The 19355-nt window shown below is 58.9% G+C and carries 19 protein-coding genes and 1 pseudogene; 11 read left to right on the top strand and 9 right to left on the bottom strand.

What is annotated here, in order from left to right; genetic code table 11:
• Positions 1–86: 86 nt before the first annotated feature.
• Positions 87–1268 (top strand): diguanylate cyclase, encoded by a 1182-nt coding sequence (locus tag QE453_RS21780; RefSeq protein ID WP_034500065.1) that lies wholly within the window; start codon positions 87–89, stop codon positions 1266–1268.
• A 14-nt stretch (positions 1269–1282) separates the two neighbouring features.
• Here the strand turns inward: QE453_RS21780 and QE453_RS21775 are convergent, their stop codons facing one another.
• The 5 genes from QE453_RS21775 to ccmA form a co-directional block, all read right to left on the bottom strand.
• On the bottom strand, positions 1283–1888 hold the full coding sequence (locus QE453_RS21775) for a DsbE family thiol:disulfide interchange protein (protein WP_107340296.1): 606 nt from the start codon (positions 1886–1888) through the stop codon (positions 1283–1285).
• Complete coding sequence (gene ccmD / locus QE453_RS21770) at positions 1885–2058, bottom strand: heme exporter protein CcmD (RefSeq protein WP_004443917.1); 174 nt, start codon at positions 2056–2058, stop codon at positions 1885–1887. Before ccmD ends, QE453_RS21775 begins: the two co-directional genes overlap by 4 nt.
• A 3-nt stretch (positions 2059–2061) precedes the next feature.
• Positions 2062–2823, bottom strand: a complete 762-nt coding sequence (locus tag QE453_RS21765; RefSeq protein WP_006698262.1) for a heme ABC transporter permease — start codon at positions 2821–2823, stop codon at positions 2062–2064.
• Between the two features lie 74 nt (positions 2824–2897).
• A complete protein-coding gene (ccmB, locus tag QE453_RS21760; protein WP_004443913.1) occupies positions 2898–3557 on the bottom strand; it encodes a heme exporter protein CcmB in 660 nt (219 codons plus the stop codon).
• A gap of 202 nt (positions 3558–3759) precedes the next feature.
• Positions 3760–4401: a heme ABC exporter ATP-binding protein CcmA gene (gene ccmA, locus QE453_RS21755; RefSeq protein WP_309777990.1), complete on the bottom strand. Its 642-nt coding sequence runs from the start codon at positions 4399–4401 to the stop codon at positions 3760–3762.
• A gap of 269 nt (positions 4402–4670) precedes the next feature.
• On the opposite strand from ccmA, the gene acnA reads away from it, so the two are divergent.
• The 3 genes from acnA (at position 4671) to QE453_RS21740 (ending at position 9076) form a co-directional block, all read left to right on the top strand.
• Positions 4671–7364, top strand: coding sequence for an aconitate hydratase AcnA (acnA, locus tag QE453_RS21750; RefSeq protein WP_309777987.1), 2694 nt, complete (start codon positions 4671–4673; stop codon positions 7362–7364).
• A 189-nt stretch (positions 7365–7553) separates the two neighbouring features.
• Positions 7554–8294, top strand: a complete 741-nt coding sequence (locus QE453_RS21745) for a thioredoxin family protein (RefSeq protein ID WP_309777984.1) — start codon at positions 7554–7556, stop codon at positions 8292–8294.
• A 389-nt stretch (positions 8295–8683) separates the two neighbouring features.
• Entirely contained in the window at positions 8684–9076 is a 393-nt protein-coding gene (locus QE453_RS21740; protein ID WP_004443903.1) for a DUF2794 domain-containing protein, read from the top strand.
• Between the two features lie 115 nt (positions 9077–9191).
• On the opposite strand, the gene QE453_RS21735 is transcribed toward QE453_RS21740, so the two are convergent.
• The 3 genes from QE453_RS21735 to QE453_RS21725 all read right to left on the bottom strand — a co-directional run bounded on the left by QE453_RS21735 (position 9192) and on the right by QE453_RS21725 (position 13416).
• Positions 9192–9929: a Bax inhibitor-1/YccA family protein gene (locus QE453_RS21735; protein ID WP_006698258.1), complete on the bottom strand. Its 738-nt coding sequence runs from the start codon at positions 9927–9929 to the stop codon at positions 9192–9194.
• A 218-nt stretch (positions 9930–10147) separates the two neighbouring features.
• On the bottom strand, positions 10148–12709 hold the full coding sequence (locus tag QE453_RS21730; protein WP_309777983.1) for an ABC transporter permease: 2562 nt from the start codon (positions 12707–12709) through the stop codon (positions 10148–10150).
• The gene (locus QE453_RS21725; RefSeq protein ID WP_037090183.1) at positions 12706–13416 is read right to left on the bottom strand and encodes an ABC transporter ATP-binding protein; all 711 of its coding nucleotides are present in this window, start codon (positions 13414–13416) and stop codon (positions 12706–12708) included. The genes QE453_RS21730 and QE453_RS21725 overlap by 4 nt, the downstream gene beginning before the upstream one ends.
• A 78-nt stretch (positions 13417–13494) precedes the next feature.
• On the opposite strand from QE453_RS21725, the gene QE453_RS21720 reads away from it, so the two are divergent.
• Together QE453_RS21720 and thpR are read left to right on the top strand one after the other, a co-directional pair.
• The gene (locus QE453_RS21720; protein ID WP_309757800.1) at positions 13495–14145 is read left to right on the top strand and encodes an arylesterase; all 651 of its coding nucleotides are present in this window, start codon (positions 13495–13497) and stop codon (positions 14143–14145) included.
• Between the two features lie 68 nt (positions 14146–14213).
• On the top strand, positions 14214–14807 hold the full coding sequence (gene thpR / locus QE453_RS21715; RefSeq protein WP_004443895.1) for an RNA 2',3'-cyclic phosphodiesterase: 594 nt from the start codon (positions 14214–14216) through the stop codon (positions 14805–14807).
• Here thpR and QE453_RS21710 read toward each other — a convergent pair.
• Positions 14741–15186: pseudogene (locus QE453_RS21710) on the bottom strand (low molecular weight protein-tyrosine-phosphatase). The gene thpR and the pseudogene QE453_RS21710 overlap by 67 nt on opposite strands.
• An 89-nt stretch (positions 15187–15275) precedes the next feature.
• On the opposite strand from QE453_RS21710, the gene QE453_RS21705 reads away from it, so the two are divergent.
• From QE453_RS21705 to QE453_RS21685, 5 genes are all read left to right on the top strand, one after another.
• Entirely contained in the window at positions 15276–15581 is a 306-nt protein-coding gene (locus tag QE453_RS21705) for a 4a-hydroxytetrahydrobiopterin dehydratase (protein WP_004443891.1), read from the top strand.
• A 51-nt stretch (positions 15582–15632) separates the two neighbouring features.
• Positions 15633–16013 (top strand): YkvA family protein, encoded by a 381-nt coding sequence (locus QE453_RS21700; protein ID WP_004443888.1) that lies wholly within the window; start codon positions 15633–15635, stop codon positions 16011–16013.
• Positions 16014–16309: 296 nt separating this feature from the next.
• Entirely contained in the window at positions 16310–16813 is a 504-nt protein-coding gene (locus QE453_RS21695) for an invasion associated locus B family protein (protein WP_003523183.1), read from the top strand.
• A 266-nt stretch (positions 16814–17079) separates the two neighbouring features.
• On the top strand, positions 17080–18252 hold the full coding sequence (rlmN, locus tag QE453_RS21690; protein ID WP_077987047.1) for a 23S rRNA (adenine(2503)-C(2))-methyltransferase RlmN: 1173 nt from the start codon (positions 17080–17082) through the stop codon (positions 18250–18252).
• A 108-nt stretch (positions 18253–18360) separates the two neighbouring features.
• Positions 18361–19314 (top strand): ABC transporter substrate-binding protein, encoded by a 954-nt coding sequence (locus tag QE453_RS21685; protein WP_004443882.1) that lies wholly within the window; start codon positions 18361–18363, stop codon positions 19312–19314.
• The last annotated feature ends 41 nt before the right edge of the window (positions 19315–19355 follow it).

Raw genomic sequence — 19355 nt, 5'->3', positions numbered from 1 at the left:
GAATCGCGCGATATATGCAGGCTTTCTTAAGGGCATTGCGGTAACATCCGGGTTCAAAGGCTCGTCTCTCCCTCCGGCAGAACCCATTGCAAGACAATTTCGCCTATCTTCTTCCCTTTATCATGCTGACATTCGGCGTGGTGTTTCTGTTCCTGCAGAGGACCGGGCAGGCTTCCGCCCGCTACTGGGGTATCGGATATCTTTCGGCGGCCTTTGCTTTTGCAACACCGCTGGTGCTTGGCGGGCTGCCTTTTGAAGTTCAGGCGATCCTTTCGAATCTGTTGTTCTTTTCCGCCTTCTTCCTCTATGGCCACGCGTTGCTCACCCATTTCGGGCGGCCGCTCTATACCAAGGCGCGGCTGTCGATCGTCGTGGTTGCGGTGTTGCTGGTCTCTTTCCATGTTTTCATCACCCCCGATCTGAAACGCGAACTCGTCATCGGCGATCTCGTTTGCGCCCTTTTGCTCGCGATCCCGGTCTGGCTCGTGCGAAAGCGCCCGGCTGCGCTTGCCGACAGGCTGATGGTGGGGATCGCCTGTCTCGTGGTGGTGGAGACGCTGGTGCGCATCGGCTTGCTGCTGGTGATGACGCCGGGAGGCTCGATGATCGAGCTCAGCGAGTTCTTCGAGTCGGATTATGCTTTCTACATGCAGCTTGCCGCGAGTATTTTTGGCTTCCTGCTCGCGCTTTCGGTGCTCGCGAGCCAGATTTCCGTCACCGTGGACCGGCATCAGCACGCGGCGGAGCATGACCCCCTGACGGACGTGCTGAACCGCCGTGGCTTCGACCGGCGTGTGCCCGACTTTCGCAATGATACGCCTGATGGCGCGGTGATTGCCTGCGACATAGACCATTTCAAGCGCATCAATGATGTCTACGGCCATGCGGCGGGAGATATCGTCCTCATCGGCCTTTCCGATCTTCTCACAAAAAATGCGCCCGAGGATGCGCTGGTAGCGCGTTTCGGCGGCGAGGAATTCGTGGTGTTCCTGCCCGGTCAGACGGCTGCTGCGGCCAGCCAGCTTGCCAATGGCATGCGGACAGGCCTGTCGTCACTGGATTGGCGGAACCGGGGTGTGACCAGTCAGATCACGGCGAGCTTCGGTGTTTCGGCGGTCGCGAGGGGCGATCATTCCATTCACGACGCCATCAAGCGTGCTGATGACAGTCTTTATGCCGCAAAACGCGGCGGTCGCGATCAGGTGGTGCTGGAAGGCATGCGTCTGCCGGCGGAAGGCCCGCCTCTGAGGGTCGTTAACAAGGCGTGATGCCTTACGAGCGGTTATTTTCCGGCTGCGGCCGCAATGGCCGGTCGCAGGTCGCGCTCGACGCTGCGGGCATCAAAGGGGCCGACCTTTTTGTAAAGGATCGTGCCGTCCGCGCCGACCAGGTAACTTTCGGGAATGCCATACACACCCCAGTCAATCGCCGCCTTGCCGCTGGGATCGACCCCTATCGCGGCAAAGGGGTTGCCGAGCTCGCCGAGGAAGCGCAGGGCATTGTCCGGCTTGTCCTTGTAATTGATGCCGACGACAGTGATGCGGTCGTCTTTCGCCAGTTCCTGCAACAGCGGATGTTCCTGCCGGCAGGGAATGCACCAGGAAGCGAAGACATTGACCAGCGTCAGCTTGCCCTTGATGGCGGCATCCGTCAGTGCCGGCAGGTTCGAACCTTCCAGTGGCGGCAGCGACAGGGTCGGCGCCCTGGTACCGATCAGCGCTGACGGTATGGCGCTGACATCCAGTCCGTTGACATCCTGATCATATAGCATCTTGCCGGCAACGAGGGCAAAGCCGCCGAACAGCAGCAAGGGAAGAAGCGCCAGCGCGTAACGTGCGCGGCCAGACGACCTGGATTTTGATGTGTCATTCTGGTTAGTCTGCGTCATTTGCCGTCACCAGCGGAACCGGCTCTTGCCCTGCGGCGCACGCCGGATGCTTCGAGTTCCTTCAGTTCCCGCTTGCGTGCCTGGCCGTCAACGACGACCCAGGCGATGAGACAGAGAACGACAAGGCCGGTCGCCGCATAGGACATGCCGATATAAAAGGCGTGTGTCATCCCTCAACCCTCCCGGTTCGCCATGCGAGCGGCAAGCCGGCGTTGCGCGGCCACGCGGCGGCGCCAGATTTCATTGCGCATGGCGGCGATATGCAGGGTGAAGAACAGCAACGTGAAACCGATCGCCATGGTCAGAAGCGGCCAGAGAAACTCCGCGTCGATGGCGGAGCCGCCCATCCGGATGACGCTTGCCGGCTGGTGCAGCGTATTCCACCACTCGACAGAAAACTTGATGATCGGAATATTCACGAACCCGACGAGGATCAGCACCGCGCTGACGCGGGCGGCTCTGGATGGATCGTCCATGGCGCGGTTGAGTGCGATGAGCCCGAGATACATCAGGAAAAGCACGAAAACGGAGGTCAACCGCGCATCCCACACCCACCAGGTTCCCCACATAGGCTTGCCCCAGAGTGAGCCGGTGATAAGTGCGATGAGCGTGAAGGCCGCGCCAATGGGGGCTGCGGCCTTATGGCTGACATCGGCCAGCGGATGGCGCCAGACGAGGGTGCCGATAGCGGATATTGCCATGACCGAATAACACATCATGGCCAGCCAGGCGGAGGGCACGTGCACATACATGATGCGCACCGTGTAACCCTGCTGGTAATCTCCTTCCGAGGTGAAGGACATGTAGAGGCCGGCCGCCAGCACCAGCGCGGTCAAACCGGCGAGCCATGGCAGGATGCGTGCCGCCAGCGCCAGAAACCGCGTGGGATTGGCGAGATCGCTGAACTTGGTGATGGAGAAAGTCTGCTCGTTCATGCCGTTTGTGTAACCCGAGAATGGCCGCCCCGCAATTGATCCCTGTCAACAGGGTATCGTGCGTTGCGGTTTCCTCAATCCATAACATTGCGCAACGCCAAAGCGGCAAAGAAAGGGCCGGTCACGGCTGAAAATAACGTGATCGCGCACAAAATGAGAAAGGGTGGGAGGAAAGGCGCCGGGTCCTGCACTGCGGCGTAGGAAGCGCTGACACCGAAGATCAGCACCGGAATGGCGAGCGGCAGGACGAGGATGGAGACCAGAAGGCCGCCGCGTGGCAGGGCAACGGCAACCGCCGCCCCCACCGCGCCGATGAAGGTGATGGCGGGTGAGCCGACGAGGAGGGTGAGCATCACCGCGCCGATTGCCACCTCGTCCATGTTCATGAACAGGCCGAGAAGGGGTGATGCCAGCACTAGGGGCAGGCCCGTTGATACCCAGTGCGCCAGGCATTTGACGAAGACGGTCAGCACCAGCGGCGTTTCCTGCATCAGGATGAGATCGAGGGAGCCGTCGTCGCGTTCGGCCTGGAACAACCGGTCGAGGCCGAGAAGGGCGGACAGAAGTGCGCCGATCCAGACAATGGCCGGGCCGATACGGGCAAGCAGGTTGAGATCGGGTCCAACGCCGAAAGGGATGACGGCAACCACTGTCATGAAGAACAGGACGCCGATCAGCGCGCCGCCGCCGGCGCGGATGGAGAGTTTGAGATCGCGGAGGAAGAGAGCGGTCATTGGGGTGGCCTCGGCGGGTGAAGTTTACCCCCCTCTGCCCTGCCGGGCATCTCCCCCTCAAGGGGGGAGATCGGCAAGATGCCCTTCCACCACTCCATTCTCGAGCGTCGAGATTGTCGAGACCTAGCCACAGGCCGATCTCCCCCCTTGAGGGGGAGATGCCCGGCAGGGCAGAGGGGGGTAGGCCGCCTGCACATCGCCATCACGCCCAAGCCTCCACACCCGCAAACCCCGTCATCTGCAATTCCCGCGCATTCGTTAGCCCCAAAGGCTGATGGGTTGCCGCCAGCACGATACCGCCTTTTGCAAGATGGCCTTTCACAAGGTCGGTAAACATGTCGTCTGCCGCCCTGTCGAGCGCCGCAGTCGGTTCATCGAGAATCCATACCGGCCGCCATGCGACAAGGAGCTTTGCCATCGCGAAGCGGCGCTGTTGACCGGCGGACAGGTAACCGAAAGGCAGGTGGGTAATGCGGGCAAGGCCGACACTCTCGGCCGCTTCGTCAATCGCTACGCCCGCCGCGCCATGAAAGTCTCCAAGGAAATCCTTCCAGAAGCGCAGGTTCTCGGAAACTGTCAGTTCCGTCTTCATCGCATTGCGATGGCCGAGATAATGGCACGCTTCCGAAGGTCGCATCTCGGCTTCTATTACTTCGCCGGCTATCTTCACTTGCCCCCGCTCGGGTCGCAACAGACCGGCCACCGTGCGCAGCAGCGTCGATTTTCCCGAGCCGTTACGCCCGGTCAGCACCAGCGCCTCACCGTCGCTTAACTTGAAGGAAATGTTCATGAATATGAAATCTTCGCCGCGTCGCACGCCAAGATTTTCCGCCGTCAGATGCATGCTGCGGTTCCGATTAAAATTTGCCGTTCGATCATAAAAAAATCGATTAGCGTCGTGGAATGGTCTGGCACGTTTGTCTGAAATTATCTATATGGGTGTCAACACGCCAGCGGCCGGCGTGAACATCATCTTGCGCCGGACTTGACGATTGCGAGGAGCAATTTTCACGTGCGGACAGCGGAAATGGTCGTACCCGCATCCTGATGTGCATGAGTGCATAGGTGTCCGCACGAACGTGTTGGCTATCAGTGTAAGCGGGGTTTTTATCCATGCCCAAATCACTCGACAGTTTCAAATGTCGTTCCGTTCTTACCGTCGATGGTAAGGACTATGTCTATTTCAGCCTGCCCAAGGCTGAAGCCAATGGCCTGAAGGGCGTTTCCAAGCTGCCCTATTCCATGAAGGTCCTGCTCGAAAACCTCCTGCGTTTCGAGGACGGCCAGTCCGTTACCAAGGAACACATTCTGGCGGTTTCCGAATGGCTCAACAACAAGGGCCTCACCGAAAACGAAATCGCCTACCGCCCCGCCCGCGTTCTCATGCAGGACTTTACCGGCGTTCCTGCCGTGGTCGATCTTGCCGCGATGCGTGATGGTATCAAGGCTCTCGGTGGAGATCCCGAAAAGATCAATCCGCTGGTTCCTGTCGATCTCGTCATCGACCACTCCGTTATCGTTGACGAATTCGGTACGCCGAACGCTTTTGCCCGCAACGTCGAACTTGAATATGAGCGCAATGGCGAGCGTTACCGCTTCCTCAAGTGGGGCCAGCAGGCATTCAAGAACTTCCGCGTTGTTCCCCCCGGCACGGGCATCTGTCACCAGGTCAACCTGGAATATCTCGGCCAGACCGTCTGGACCAAGGAAGAGGACGGCGAGACCATCGCTTATCCGGATACCTGCGTCGGCACGGATAGCCACACGACCATGATCAACGGCCTCGGCGTTCTCGGCTGGGGCGTCGGCGGTATCGAGGCTGAAGCGGCCATGCTTGGCCAGCCGGTTTCCATGCTTCTGCCTGAGGTCATCGGCTTCAAGCTGACTGGCAAGGTGAAGGAGGGCGTCACCGCGACCGACCTCGTTCTGACCGTCGTGCAGATGCTGCGCAAGAAGGGCGTCGTTTCCAAGTTCGTTGAATTCTTCGGCCCCGGCCTTGATTCAATGTCTTTGGCCGACCGAGCGACCATCGGCAATATGGGCCCGGAATATGGCGCGACCTGCGGCTTCTTCCCGGTTGACAGCGAAACCATCAATTACCTGACGATGTCCGGCCGTACAAAGGATCGTATTGCCCTCGTGGAAGCCTACTCCAAGGCCCAGGACATGTGGCGCACCGGCGACGGTTCCGATCTTGTCTTTACCGACACGCTCGAACTCGACCTCGGCGACGTTGTACCGTCCATGGCCGGCCCGAAGCGTCCGGAAGGCCGCCTGCCGCTCGAAACCATCGCGCCCAATTTCGCGACTGCTCTCGAAAACGACTACAAGAAGCCCGGCCAGCTTTCGAGCCGCTACGCGGTTGAAGGCGAGGACTTCGATCTTGGTCACGGCGATGTGGCAATTGCCGCCATCACCTCCTGCACCAACACGTCCAACCCCTCCGTCCTCATCGCTGCCGGCCTTCTCGCCCGTAACGCTGTCGCCAAGGGGCTGACCTCCAAGCCATGGGTGAAGACGTCGCTTGCACCTGGATCACAGGTGGTTGCCGAATATCTCGACAAGTCGGGCCTTCAAAAGGATCTCGATGCGATCGGTTTCAACCTCGTTGGCTTCGGCTGCACGACCTGCATCGGCAACTCCGGCCCGCTGCCGGCGCCGATCTCCAAGACGATCAACGACAAGGGCCTGATTGCGGCCGGCGTTCTCTCCGGTAACCGCAACTTCGAAGGCCGTATCTCGCCTGACGTGCAGGCGAACTATCTGGCCTCTCCGCCCCTCGTCGTCGCTTACGCTCTTGCCGGTACGGTCCAGAAGGACCTGACCAAGGAGCCGATCGGCAATGATAAGGACGGCAACCCGGTCTATCTCAAGGATATCTGGCCGACCTCGAAGGAAATTCAGGAGTTCATCCTGAAATACGTCACGCGCGAGCTTTACGAGACGAAGTACGCCGACGTCTTCAAGGGTGATGCCAACTGGCAGGCCGTTCAGGTGCCGCCGGGTCAGACCTATGCCTGGGACGACCACTCGACCTATGTCCAGAACCCACCCTACTTCGTGGGCATGGGCAAGACGGGCTCGGGTCTCAAGAACATCAAGGGCGCGCGCGTTCTCGGTCTCTTCGGCGACAAGATCACCACCGACCATATTTCTCCGGCCGGTTCGATCAAGGCGGCATCGCCTGCCGGTGCTTATCTCACCGAGCATGGTGTCGGCGTTGCCGACTTCAACCAGTACGGCACACGTCGTGGCAACCACGAAGTGATGATGCGCGGCACCTTCGCCAATATCCGCATCCGCAACCACATGCTCGGCCCGAACGGCAAGGAAGGTGGCTACACCATTCACTATCCGTCCAAGGAAGAGATGTCGATCTATGACGCGGCCATGAAGTACAAGGCTGAGGGCGTTCCGCTCGTCATCTTTGCAGGTGTCGAATATGGCAACGGCTCATCCCGTGACTGGGCGGCCAAGGGTACCAACCTGCTCGGCGTCAAGGCGGTCATCGCGCAGTCCTTCGAGCGTATTCACCGTTCGAATCTGGTCGGCATGGGCGTCGTCCCCTTCGTCTTTGAAGAGGGAACGTCCTGGGCGAGCCTCGACCTCAAAGGCGATGAAATCGTTGAGATCGACGGTCTCGAAGGCGAGATCAAACCGCGTGAAAAGAAGATCGCCAAGATCACTTACAGCGATGGCACGGTGAAGGAAGTTCCGCTTCTTTGCCGTATCGATACGCTTGATGAAGTGATCTACATGAACAATGGCGGTATTCTGCAGACCGTTCTTCGCGATCTGGCTGCGTAAAGCTTCGGCAATCGAAGGCGCCGGGAGGGATCCCGGCGTCTTTCCGTTTCAAGTCGCTTGTTTTGTGATTGTCGCTCACCCCTTCGTGACTTTCTATTGAAGGGCGTTAGACGTTATTTTCCGGTTTGCATCCCGGCGGGATTGATCGCATCAATTCGTCTGGAGCTCTTCCGGACAAAGGTTTTTGTAATGCCGCTGAAATTCCCCCTGTCGATATGTCTTCTCGGCACGTTGCTCGTCACCTCCGCGCAGGCGCAGGAGGCGGTGAAGGGCGTCGTCGAATTGTTCACATCGCAGGGATGTGCATCCTGCCCCCCGGCGGATGAGGCCCTGCGCAAGATGATCCAGAAGGGCGACGTCGTCGGTCTCTCCTACCATGTCGATTATTGGAACTATCTCGGCTGGACGGATTCGCTCGCATCCAAGGAAAATACCGAACGGCAATACGGTTACATGCGTGCACTCGGCCGCAACGGGGTCTACACGCCGCAGGCCATTCTGAACGGCCGTGACCACGTAAAGGGCGCGGATGTGCGCGGGATTTATGACAGGCTCGACTCGTTCAAGCATGAGGGCAAGGGATTGAACGTACCCGTCTCGTCAAAATTTGCGGGTGATGAGGTGGAGATCGATATCGGTGCGGGCAGCGGCAAGGCCGATGTCGTCGTCGCATATTTTACCCGGGAGCAGACCGTGGATGTGCAGAAGGGTGAAAACCAGGGGAAAAAAATGTCCTACTGGCACAGCGTTTATGACGTGCAGACGGTCGGCATGTGGGACGGTTCGCCGATGACGGTAAAGCTGCCGGCGAGCGTGGTGGCCAAGGTAAAAAAGGGCGGCTGCGCCGTGCTGTTGCAGACGGCGAATTCAAGCGGTGATCCCGCGGCAATTGTCGGTGCAAGTATTTTATTGGGGAACGAAACGCCATAATCGCCGATCTGGCGATTGAAGATCCGGTCCGGGCACTGGGGGCTGGGGGTAAAGGGTCAATGCACCGGACCGGGTCATCTTGGTGCCTAGGCATCAATTGACAATGCGACTATTCCACCCAATTCAGGCCATGGTTTGACCGAAATACGGCAGGCGCCCGTAAAATGGGTGCCTAAATGGTTACCGTTTTTACCCTGCTTTTGCGCGGGACGGTTTGTCGGTGATGTTGGGGCAGATGCTCGTTGTCGCATTGTTTTTCTGCCTGCAGAGCTTTCGAAGCCGAGAAACCCCATCTGGTTCCTGTGAGCGCCGTAAGTCGACAACACTTGCAATTTCGAGCCGCCAAGCTCACATTGATCTGATGATTTGGGTGGAATCGGAGGTACTGGATGACCGATCAACCGGATGTGCAGCAGGCTCAAACCGCTTCACGCGACAGCTCCACCGTTATCGATCTCCGTGAATACAAGAAGAACAAGGATCCATTGCCGGTGACCTTTCACCGCCGCGAGCTGGATGCGATTTTGCGCATTTATGGCCGCATGGTGGGAGAAGGGGAGTGGCGGGATTACGCCATCGATCATCTGAAGGAAAAAGCGGTGTTTTCCGTCTTTAAACGGTCGGGAGAAATGCCGCTCTATAGGATCGAAAAGAACCCCAGGCTGGCGGCGAAGCAGGGAGCTTACAGCGTCGTGAATGTGGATGGCCGCATTCTGAAGCGCGGCCACGAGCTGCCGCAAGTCCTCAAGGTTTTCGACAAGGTTTTGAAACTTATCGAATGAGCTCCAGTAACGTCAGTCTCCTGCCTTGACGGACGATCAGGCGCATTGAGTGAAATGAGGTAATAAAAAAGGCGACCCTGAGGTCGCCTTTCTTTTTTCCGTAGGACCCAATCCCTTAGTCGTCGCGGTTCCCGAGGAACTGCAGGAGGAAGGTGAAGAGGTTGATGAAGTCGAGATAGAGCGTCAGCGCACCCATGATGGCCTTGCGGCCGGCGACGGCAACATCGTCAGCATCGAAATACATTTCCTTGATCTTCTGGGTGTCGTAGGCGGTCAGGCCTGCGAAGATCAGCACGCCAATCGCGGAAATCGCGAACTGCAGCGCGGAGGATGCAAGGAAGATGTTGACGATCGAAGCGATGATCAGACCGAACAGGCCCATGATCAAGAACGAACCCATGCCAGACAGGTCTTTCTTGGTCGTGTAACCGTAAAGCGAGAGCGCACCGAACGAAGCCGCGGTCACGAAGAAGGTCTGCACGATGCTCTGGCCGGTGTAGACCAGGAAGATCGAGGAGAGCGAAACACCCATCAGCGCGGCGTAAACCCAGAAGGTCGTCTGCGCAGCGGAAACGCTCATGTTCTGGATGCGGAAGCTAAGGAAGAAGACCAGTGCCAGCGGAGCGAGCATCACGACCCAACGAAGCGGCGACGCGAAAAGCAGCTGCTGGACAGCCGGATTGGAAGCGGCGAGCGTATAAGTGCCGAACGCGGCAACGCCGGTGATGACCAGAGCCAGCGCCATAAGGTTGTAAACCTTGAGCATATAGGCGCGAAGACCTTCGTCGATCAGCGCACCAGACTGTGCACGCGTCTGCGCCATGCGGTTCTGGTAGTTATTAAAGTCAGCCATTGTTTCCTCTTTTGAGCTCCGTAATTGCTACGGTGTCGGGATACCTCCCGGGCGCCGCTGCGGAGCTTCAGCAAGCCTGCTCAAGAATATGATGGCAGAACGTGTTCGATACAAGGCCTTTTCCCGCCGAAAAGACACCGTATGCGCGAAAAGCGCTCACGTTTTGGCGATCATTACAAAGAATTAATCGTTAAAGTTAAGCGACGCACAACCGATGATCATTCACCAGCCTGTCTGAGAACGGGCGCTGCCTTCTGCCCGAGAATCCGCCAGGTGCCGATGAGGCCGATGCCCACAGTCATCACAAGGGCGACGACGAGGGTTCCGATTGCCACATCCGGCAGGAAGCTGGAGGGTAGCTTCATGATGCGGGCGATCACGAACCATGCGGAGACACCGCCGGCGAAAAGCGCGAAGACGGCGGTGGCGAGACCGAGGATCATGTATTCATAGGAGAAGGCGCGTATGAGCAGGCTTCGCGTGCCGCCCAGCGTTTTCAGGATGACGGCGTCATGCGTACGGGCGCGATTGCCGGCCGCAAGCGCGCCGGCGAGAACCAGGACGGACGCAATGAGCGCAACGGCTGCGGCGGCGCGGATCGCGGTCGCGAGCTGGCCGACAAGCCGGTTGACGACGTCGAGTGCATCCTTCACGCGGACGCTGGTGATCGTGGGATACGTATTGGTGACGGCGCGCAATATGCGGCCTTCGTCGGCCGCAGTTGCGGAAGGATCGGCAAGTGTTGCCAGCCAGGCATGGGGCGCGCCGCGGAAAGTATTGGGCGAAAACACCATGACGAAGTTGATCGACAGGGATTCCCATTCGACATTGCGCAGATTGGCGATCTTCGCCGAAATGCTGCGGCCAAGCACGTTGACGGTAACGCTGTCGCCAATCTTCAGGCCCAGATCACCCGCCTCTTTCGCTGCGAAAGAGACCAGCGGTTCGCCGCTATAATCCGTTGCCCACCATGCGCCCTCCGTCAGCTTGGCATTTTTAGGAATGTTTTCGGAATAGGTGATGCCGCGGTCACCACGCAGCACCCATCGCCCGGACGAGGGTACGTCCATTTTCGTCACGTCTTCTCCGTTGAGAGCGAGGATGCGGCCGCGCAGCATGGGCACTTCCGTCAGGGTGCCATGCGGCGCTTCCTGTTTGAGAAGATCGCGGAAGCCTTGCACTTCGCTGCCCTGAATATCGACGAAAAAGAAATTCGGCGCTTTCTCCGGCAGGCTGTCCGTTAGTTCGCGGCGCAGGTTGCCGTCGATCAGTGTCAGCGTCACGAGGAGGGTCAGGCCGAGGCCGAGAGAAAGAACCACCGAGGGGGTGAGTGCGCCCGGTCGGTGAATATTGCCGATCGCCAGTCTCAGCGCAGCCGAATGAACGCGCGGACTGCGCTTGGCTATGGCCTTTACGCCGGAGGCAACCAGCCGCAGCACTACGAAGGCAAAGGCAATGGCCGCGAGGAAGACCGAGGCTATGAAACGGTCTTCCGCCGAGAAGACAGCAAGGGCCGCAAGCGCCGCCAGAAGCACACCGGTCGCGGTCAGATAAGGCCAGGACGGCAAGCTTCCCTCCTCGAAACCCTGTTCGCGGAAGAGCGCCGTAGCCGGCACCTCGCGTGCCTGACCGAGTGGTACGATGGCGAAGGCGAGTGTCGTCAGGAGGCCGAACAGGGCGGCGAGACCGAGCGCGCCGGGATAGAAGGCAAGTTCTTCCGGCACTGGCAGCACGCCCTCCAGAAACCGCATGGCGATGAGTGGCGCAACGGCACCGACCACAAGCCCGATGACAATGCCGACAGCCGCTATGAAGGCGATCTGGAAGAGATAGGTCATGGTGACCACGGAGGCCGGCGCACCCAGGCATTTCAGCGAGGCGATGGTGGTGCGCTTGGAATCCAGAAATGCGCGAACGGCATTGGCGACGCCGACACCGCCGACGATCAGGGCAGTGAGGCCAACCAGCGTCAGAAACTGCGAGAACCTGTTGACGTTTTCGGTGAGCGACGGGGCAGCCCGGTCGCTGGTGCGGATCGACCAGCCGGCATCGGGAAACGCCTTGTTGGCTGCATCGGTCACTGCCGCCCGTGCTGCAGGATCGTTCAGCTTGATCTTGTAGGCGTGTTCCACGAGACTGCCCGTCTGGACGAGACCAGAGGCGAAAAGGGCGTCGCGGCTGACCATCAGTCGAGGAGCAAAACCGAAACCATCAGATAGGGCATCCGGCTCATCGATCACGGTGCCGTTCAGTTTCAACGTCACATTACCGAGCAGAATCTCATCGCCGACCTTGATTCCGAGCCGTTCCAGTAAAAGCGGCGCGGCAATCGCGCCATAGGTGTCGCCATTTCCGGCCAGAAGCTCGCTCAGCGGCCGGTTCGGCTCGGCCACGAACGTTCCATAGAGCGGGTAGGAGCCGTCAATGGCCTTTACTTCCGTCAGGGTCTGTTCTGAGCCATTCGCGAGGCGCGCCATGGAGCGTAGACCGGTGGAAACCGCGACGGTGCCGAGACTATCGAGGTAAGCGCGCTCTTCTGCCGTCACTTCCCTGTTGCGCAGCTCAAAACGCACGTCGCCTGCCAGTATGGACTGCCCCTCCGTGGCGATGGCGCTGGTGACCGCGCGCGAGACGGAATTGACGGCGGCGATGGCGCCGGTTCCAAGCGCGATGCAGGCGAGGAAGATGTAAAAGCCCCGCAGGCCGCCGCGAATTTCGCGCCGCGCGAGCCTTGCTGCGTTTCTGACATTTGCAAAAGACGGAAGAAAGATTCCGGTCATGCGGATACCGCCCGAGCCATCTGTGAGCGGGCGCTGTCGCCCTCGATTTCGCCGGAGCGGACCTTGATCTGCCGTGAGCATCGGGCCGCCAGCGAGGGATCATGGGTAACGAGGATCATCGTCATGCCGCGCTCGGCCTGTTTGGCAAACAGAAGATCGGCGATCTGTTTGCCCGTGTCGGTATCGAGGTTGCCGGTCGGTTCATCGGCTATCAATACGGCTGGCGACGGGGCGAGTGCGCGGGCGATGGCCACACGCTGCTGCTCGCCGCCGGAGAGCTGTCCGGGATAATGATTGAGGCGCTCGCCGAGACCGACAGCGACCAGTTCACGCTCGGCGATTTCGAACGGGTTCGGAACGTTTGCCAATTCCAGCGGCACTGCGACATTTTCCAGTGCGGTCATGTTGGCGATGAGGTGGAAGGACTGAAAAACGATGCCAATGTTGCGGCCGCGGAAATCCGCGAGCGCGTCCTCACCGAGCTCGTGCAGCGGCGTATCCGCAATGATGATTTCGCCGCTGTCGAGCCTCTCGAGCCCGGCAAGCACCATCAGAAGTGTCGACTTTCCCGATCCGGAGGGGCCGACGATGCCAACCGCCTCGCTCTCTCTGATTGAGAGATCGATGTTCTTGAGAACGTGGACGGAGGCGGCGGCATTGCCGAGCGTGAGGTCGGCTTTCTTCAGCTCTATGATGCTTTTCGTCACAATTCTCGTTCCTATATAGGGTGATGAAAACGGTCTGGCGGTCGATCAGGCAATGGGAACCAAGTTAGGAAAGCCGTGATGAGATTTAAAGCTGCCCTGTTTCACTTCATCGTCATTTTCTCCACCGCCCTTTCCGCCACTGCTGGTTTCGCCCAGGAGCGGACATTGCAGCTGGTTGGCCTCGGCGACAGCCTGATGGCGGGTTATCAGCTTCCCCCGACTGACAGCTATACCGCACAGCTTGAAGCTGCATTAAAGGCCAGGGGGATCAATGTCGCCATCGCCAACGCAGGTGTGTCCGGTGACACTTCCTCAGGCGGTCTGGCGCGGGCGGAATGGTCTGTTCCCGATGGCACTGACGGCGTCATTCTGGAACTGGGCGCCAACGACGCCCTGCGGGGAATTCCGCCGGAACAGACCGAAAAGAACCTCGACACCATCATTTCCGGTTTTCAGAAGCGCAACATAGCCGTGTTGCTGGTCGGTATTATGGCGCCGCCAAATATGGGCGATGATTATGCAAAGCGCTTCAATCCGATATTCCCGAAGCTTGCGGGAAAATACAACCTGCCGCTTTATCCCTTCTTTCTGGATGGCGTGGTGACGGATGATGCGCTGAAGCTGGACGACAAGATGCACCCCAATACCAAGGGGGTGGCAGTGATGGTCGAAAAATCTTTGCCGGCTGTTGAAAGCTTCATCAAGACAATCGGTGCGCAAAAAAAATAAGCACTTGCGCCCGTCTGCATTGCGTGATTCGCTATGCTTGTTCTGCCAAAAGATTCGGGGAGCTCGCCATGCCGAGACTGTTTACCGCCCTCGAAATTCCGCGCAATGCGGCGATGAGCCTCTCGTTGTTGCGCGGTGGTCTGCCGGGAGCCCGGTGGATCGATGTGGAGAATTATCACATAACCCTTCGTTTTATCGGTGACATCGACGGTCGTACCGCCGATGAGGTCGTTGACAGGCTGGACCGGATAGACCGGCCGGAATTCCAGCTCAACCTCACCGGAATGGGCTCCTTCGGCTCCAAGAAGCCGCATTCCATCTGGGCTGGCGTTTCTCCCTCGCCCGAAATGCATGCGCTGCAGGCGGAAATCGAGAGAATCTGCCAAAGGATCGGTCTCCCGCCCGATCCGCGCAAGTTCATGCCCCACGTCACGCTGGCGCGGTTGCGCTCCTCCCGCGTGGACGATGTGGTGCAGTATCTTTCCGGACGCGGCAACTTCCGCACCTCACCCTTTACGGTCGGCCGCTTTGTGCTGATGTCGTCGAAGGAATCGGTGGGTGGCGGGCCCTATATCGTCGAAGAGGTGTTTCCGCTTCACGAGGCGCGGTCCAGCTCGATCTTTTCGAGCAGCGATCTGCATCCCGCTAAAAGCATGTTGTAAACTGTGAGGAATCCGTCCTCGGCCCCGTAATAGGGATCGGGGACGTTCTCGCGACGCCCGGCGGCATATTCCATGAAAAGATGGATTTTGTGCCGGTGCCTTTCGGAGCTCAATCGCAGCAGGTTCGCCAGATTGTTTTCGTCCATGGCGAATACCAGATCGAAGGTCTCGAAATCCGCCGCAGTGACCTGTCTCGCCCGTTGAAGTGAAATATCGATACCGTGCCGGCGCGCCATGGCGATGGATCGCGGATCGGGCGCGTCACCCCTGTGCCATCCGCCGGTGCCGGCGGAATCGACGATAAGCTGATGAAGCGCTGCGCTGTCGGCAAGTTCCTCAAAATCCCTTCGGCCAACGGTGAGCGGCAGATATTGCCCATGCAAACGAAGAGAATAGCTGTATGTTTCATGGAATATGCGTCGATCCGGTCGTTAAAGAGTTAATGGGTTTTAAAGCGGAGGCAAATTCATGAAATATCCCAGACTCGAGCCCGATGCCATCCGGCAGGCCCTGCAGAAACTGGAGGGTTGGTCCCTGCGCGAAGACGGGGCAGCGATCGTCCGTTCCTTCAAGTTTTCCAGCTTTGCGGAAGCCTTCGGTTTCATGGCTGAATCCGCACTCGTCGCAGAGCGGCTCAATCATCATCCCGAATGGTCCAACGTCTACTCGCGGGTCAAGGTATGCCTCACGACCCATGATTCGCAGGGTGTGACGGAGCGCGATTTTCTTCTGGCCGAGGCCATGCAGAAGGCCGCTGCCGGCCGAGGCAATTGAACGCTCCGCCTTAAATCCCATATAATAGCCGTGACCGGAGGACCGTCGATCATGGATGATGTGAAAATCGGTGAAATTCTTCTGCCGGGTGAAACCGACAGGCAGCGTGAGCGCGAAGAGGTTGTTCGGACCAGGTTCTGGCCGAAGCTGAAACGTGTCATGTCGAAAGTGCCGTTTGCCCGCGATGCGGCCGCGGCCTATTATTGCGCGATCGATCGCGACACGCCGCTGCGCGCCAAGGGTATCATCCTCGCTGCGCTGGCTTATTTCATCATGCCTTTTGATGCCGTGCCGGACATGCTGGCCGTCGTCGGTTTTACTGATGACATAGCCGTCATTACCGCAGCGCTCGCGATGATCCGCGCCAATATCAAGATGGAACATTACGACGCGGCGGACGCCATGTTGAAGCGGCAGCAGGAAGCCGGGTAACGCCTCTGTGATCTGCCCGTTCGGGCGCGCCCGACGGGCGACAAATTCTTGCCTGAATTTATGTGTCATACACACGGAGGAAGGGTGTCGCACGCCCTTCTCCTCAGGGCGTCGGGAGTCGCCAATCTGTAACACTGCAAGGCGTTTCCGGCATTTTATGCGTGTTGTTGACGGTTTGGTAACCGCTTCCCGACCACAATGAGAAAAGACGATCCGCACCTGAACGTGGCCGATCCAGACTCTGGGCTCGCCGATGCTTCGGGCCAATGGAAGACAATAACCCGGCAGGAAATTCTATGTTTGTAAGAAGTGTAGCAACCGCAGCGGCCATTTTGCTGACCAGCGTCGGCGTAGCATCTGCACAGTCGCCCACGCGCATCCAGCAGTTCAATGCTTGGGGTGCCTATTCGTACAAATCGGGCAACAGCACCGTCTGCTACGTTCTTTCCATTCCCACCGCCAAAGAACCGGCGAGCGTCGACCACGGCGATATATTCTTCATCGTCTCCCAGCGCCCGGGCCAGAACATCTCCTACGAGCCGCAGGCCATGGTAGGTTATCCGCTGAAGCAGGGTTCGAAGGTCAATGTGACGATCGACAACAAGAATTTCGTCATGTTCACCAAGGACAAGGCCGCCTGGGTTGAAAACGCTGCGGAAGAACCGGCTCTCGTGGCTGCCATGAAGGGCGGCAAGTCCATGACCGTCAAGGCAGTTTCTGGCCGTGGCACCGCGACCTCCTATTCCTATTCGCTGTCGGGTATCTCGGCTGCTCTCAAGCAGATCGAGAGCTGCAAGTAACGCTGACCCTTCATCGCGTTTGACAATGGCCGGTCCTCGACCGGCCATTTGCGTTTTTGCCGGTTTGATGCTAAAGGCGCGGCAATATTGACAGGCGGATGCGCGAAAAGTGCTCCGCCTTTGATTTTCTCGACATGCAGACGATTTTCCGCCTTCCCGACAGGCCGGTCGTGCGACGCATGGAACGATGGGATAACGTGATGTCCGTAATGCAAGCTCCTGCCGGTCTGGCAGTCAAAACCCCGCTGATCGCCAATAGCGATCTCATGTCCGGCAAGCCGTCGCTGATCGGCATGACCCGTGAGGAGATGGGTGAGGCGCTCGCGGAAATCGGTGTGCCGCAAAAGCAGGTGAAGATGCGCGTCAGCCAGTTGTGGAACTGGCTTTATGTGCGCGGCGTTTCCGATTTCGACAATATGACCAATGTCGCCAAGGAGCTTCGCGAGAAGCTGAAGGCGGCCTTCACCATCGCTCGACCTGAAATCGTCGAGGAGCAGATCTCCAATGACGGCACCCGCAAATGGCTGATGCGTTTTCCGCCGCGGGGCGCTGGTCGTCCCGTCGAGATCGAAACGGTTTATATTCCGGAAGAAGGGCGCGGCACGCTGTGCATTTCGAGCCAGGTGGGCTGTTCGCTGACCTGTTCTTTCTGTCACACCGGCACGCAGCGTCTGGTGCGGAACCTGACGGCCGAGGAAATCCTCTCGCAGCTGTTGCTGGCGCGTGATCGGCTCGGTGATTTCCCCGATGGTTCGACGCCGGTTGGTGCTTATGTGCCGAGCGAAGGCCGCAAGGTCTCCAACATCGTGATGATGGGCATGGGCGAGCCGCTCTACAATTTCGAGCATGTTAAGACCGCGCTTCTGATCGCCACCGATGGCGATGGCCTGTCGCTTTCCAAGCGCCGCGTTACACTCTCCACCTCGGGTGTGGTGCCGGAAATCTTCCGCACCGGCGATGAGATCGGCGTCATGCTGGCGATTTCGCTGCATGCGGTGCGTGATGAGTTGCGCGACATGCTGGTGCCCATCAACAAGAAATATCCTCTGAAGGAACTGATCGAAGCCTGCCGCAGATATCCGGGCCTCTCCAACGCCCGGCGCATCACCTTCGAATATGTGATGCTCAAGGACGTCAATGACAGTCTGGAAGACGCCAAGATGCTGGTGCAGCTTCTGAAGGGCGTTCCGGCCAAGATCAACCTCATTCCGTTCAACCCGTGGCCGGGCACGAATTACCAGTGCTCGGACTGGGCGCAGATCGAGAAGTTCGCCGATTTCATCAATCAGGCAGGTTATGCCTCGCCGATCCGCACGCCGCGCGGCCGCGATATCCTAGCGGCCTGTGGCCAGCTGAAGTCGGAATCCGAGCGCATGCGCAAGACCGAAAGGCTGGCTTTCGAGGCGATGATGATCGCCAACCATGGCGCAGACGACTGAATAAGCCGGTTTTGCCTCATAAAGCTGGGTTTCCGGCGGTTCTCCGATTGATTTCGGCCTGTCTTGTTCCTAAGAAGACGAAAACAGGGAACCAACAGGAGGATATCCATGCGCGCATTCATTCTGGCTCTCGCCGCTGCGAGCGCCATCGTTCTGCCGGCGAAGGCTGAAACCGTCACCGTTGCCGTGACCGCCATCGTCGAACATCCGGCACTCGATGCCGCCCGCGATGGCGTGAAGGCTGCCCTTGCCGAAGCGGGCTACAAGGAAGGTGAGAACCTCAAGTTCCTTTACGAATCCGCGCAGGGCAATCCCGGCACCGCAGCACAGATCGCGCGCCAGTTCGTTGGCGAGGCACCTGCTGTCATCGTGCCGATTTCCACGCCGTCCGCCCAGGCCGTCGTTGCCGCCACGCGCGACATTCCGGTTGTCTTCACGGCGGTTTCCGATCCGGTCGGCGCACAGCTCGTCAAGGATATGCAGAAGCCGGGCCGTAACGTCACCGGCCTTTCCGACATGTTGCCGGTCGGCGAACATCTGGCGCTCATCAAGGAAATCTCGCCGAACGCCAAGTCCATCGGCTTCATCTACAATTCGGCCGAGGCAAACTCTGTTTCGACACTCGCTCTCTTGAAGACCGAGGCCGAGAAGGCGGGTCTCAAGGTCGTTGAATCCGTCGCCACCAAGTCGGCTGAGGTGCAGGGTGCGACTCGTGCGCTGGTCGGCAAGGCCGACGTGATCTACGTTCCGACTGACAACACCATCGTTTCGGCTTTCGAGGCTGCTGCCGGTGTTGCGTCTGAAGCCAAGATCCCGCTCTATGCCGCCGATACGGATTCCGTTGCTCGCGGTGCGGTGGCTGCCCTCGGCTTCAACTATTTCGACGTTGGCAAGCAGACCGGTGCCGTCGTTGTCCGCATCCTCAAGGGTGAAAAGCCGGGCGATATTCCGGCAACCGTTGCTGTTGGCACCGATCTCGTGATCAACAAGAAGGCCGCTGAAAAAGCAGGCGTCACCTTCCCCGAAAGCGTTACGAAGCGCGCTACCAAGGTCATCGACTGAACCGAAACCTGACTGAATAACGGGCGGCGGCAAACTCGCCG

It is taken from the genome of Agrobacterium sp. SORGH_AS_0440 (assembly GCF_031453135.1).
GTDB classification, from domain to species: Bacteria; Pseudomonadota; Alphaproteobacteria; order Rhizobiales; family Rhizobiaceae; genus Agrobacterium; species Agrobacterium pusense.
This window is presented reverse-complemented; position numbering and strand designations above follow the sequence as displayed.

What these genes read in the sequence shown, in the direction of transcription:
- ccmD (WP_004443917.1), bottom strand. Translation starts at nt 2,058, where the DNA reads ATGACACACGCCTTTTATATCGGCATGTCCTATGCGGCGACCGGCCTT.
- QE453_RS21740 (WP_004443903.1), top strand. Translation starts at nt 8,684, where the DNA reads ATGACCGATCAACCGGATGTGCAGCAGGCTCAAACCGCTTCACGCGAC.
- QE453_RS21700 (WP_004443888.1), top strand. Translation starts at nt 15,633, where the DNA reads ATGGATGATGTGAAAATCGGTGAAATTCTTCTGCCGGGTGAAACCGAC.
- QE453_RS21685 (WP_004443882.1), top strand. Translation starts at nt 18,361, where the DNA reads ATGCGCGCATTCATTCTGGCTCTCGCCGCTGCGAGCGCCATCGTTCTG.
- QE453_RS21735 (WP_006698258.1), bottom strand. Translation starts at nt 9,929, where the DNA reads ATGGCTGACTTTAATAACTACCAGAACCGCATGGCGCAGACGCGTGCA.
- QE453_RS21695 (WP_003523183.1), top strand. Translation starts at nt 16,310, where the DNA reads ATGTTTGTAAGAAGTGTAGCAACCGCAGCGGCCATTTTGCTGACCAGC.
- QE453_RS21775 (WP_107340296.1), bottom strand. Translation starts at nt 1,888, where the DNA reads ATGACGCAGACTAACCAGAATGACACATCAAAATCCAGGTCGTCTGGC.
- QE453_RS21705 (WP_004443891.1), top strand. Translation starts at nt 15,276, where the DNA reads ATGAAATATCCCAGACTCGAGCCCGATGCCATCCGGCAGGCCCTGCAG.
- QE453_RS21745 (WP_309777984.1), top strand. Translation starts at nt 7,554, where the DNA reads ATGCCGCTGAAATTCCCCCTGTCGATATGTCTTCTCGGCACGTTGCTC.
- ccmB (WP_004443913.1), bottom strand. Translation starts at nt 3,557, where the DNA reads ATGACCGCTCTCTTCCTCCGCGATCTCAAACTCTCCATCCGCGCCGGC.
- QE453_RS21730 (WP_309777983.1), bottom strand. Translation starts at nt 12,709, where the DNA reads ATGACCGGAATCTTTCTTCCGTCTTTTGCAAATGTCAGAAACGCAGCA.
- ccmA (WP_309777990.1), bottom strand. Translation starts at nt 4,401, where the DNA reads ATGCATCTGACGGCGGAAAATCTTGGCGTGCGACGCGGCGAAGATTTC.
- QE453_RS21765 (WP_006698262.1), bottom strand. Translation starts at nt 2,823, where the DNA reads ATGAACGAGCAGACTTTCTCCATCACCAAGTTCAGCGATCTCGCCAAT.
- thpR (WP_004443895.1), top strand. Translation starts at nt 14,214, where the DNA reads ATGCCGAGACTGTTTACCGCCCTCGAAATTCCGCGCAATGCGGCGATG.
- acnA (WP_309777987.1), top strand. Translation starts at nt 4,671, where the DNA reads ATGCCCAAATCACTCGACAGTTTCAAATGTCGTTCCGTTCTTACCGTC.
- rlmN (WP_077987047.1), top strand. Translation starts at nt 17,080, where the DNA reads ATGTCCGGCAAGCCGTCGCTGATCGGCATGACCCGTGAGGAGATGGGT.
- QE453_RS21720 (WP_309757800.1), top strand. Translation starts at nt 13,495, where the DNA reads ATGAGATTTAAAGCTGCCCTGTTTCACTTCATCGTCATTTTCTCCACC.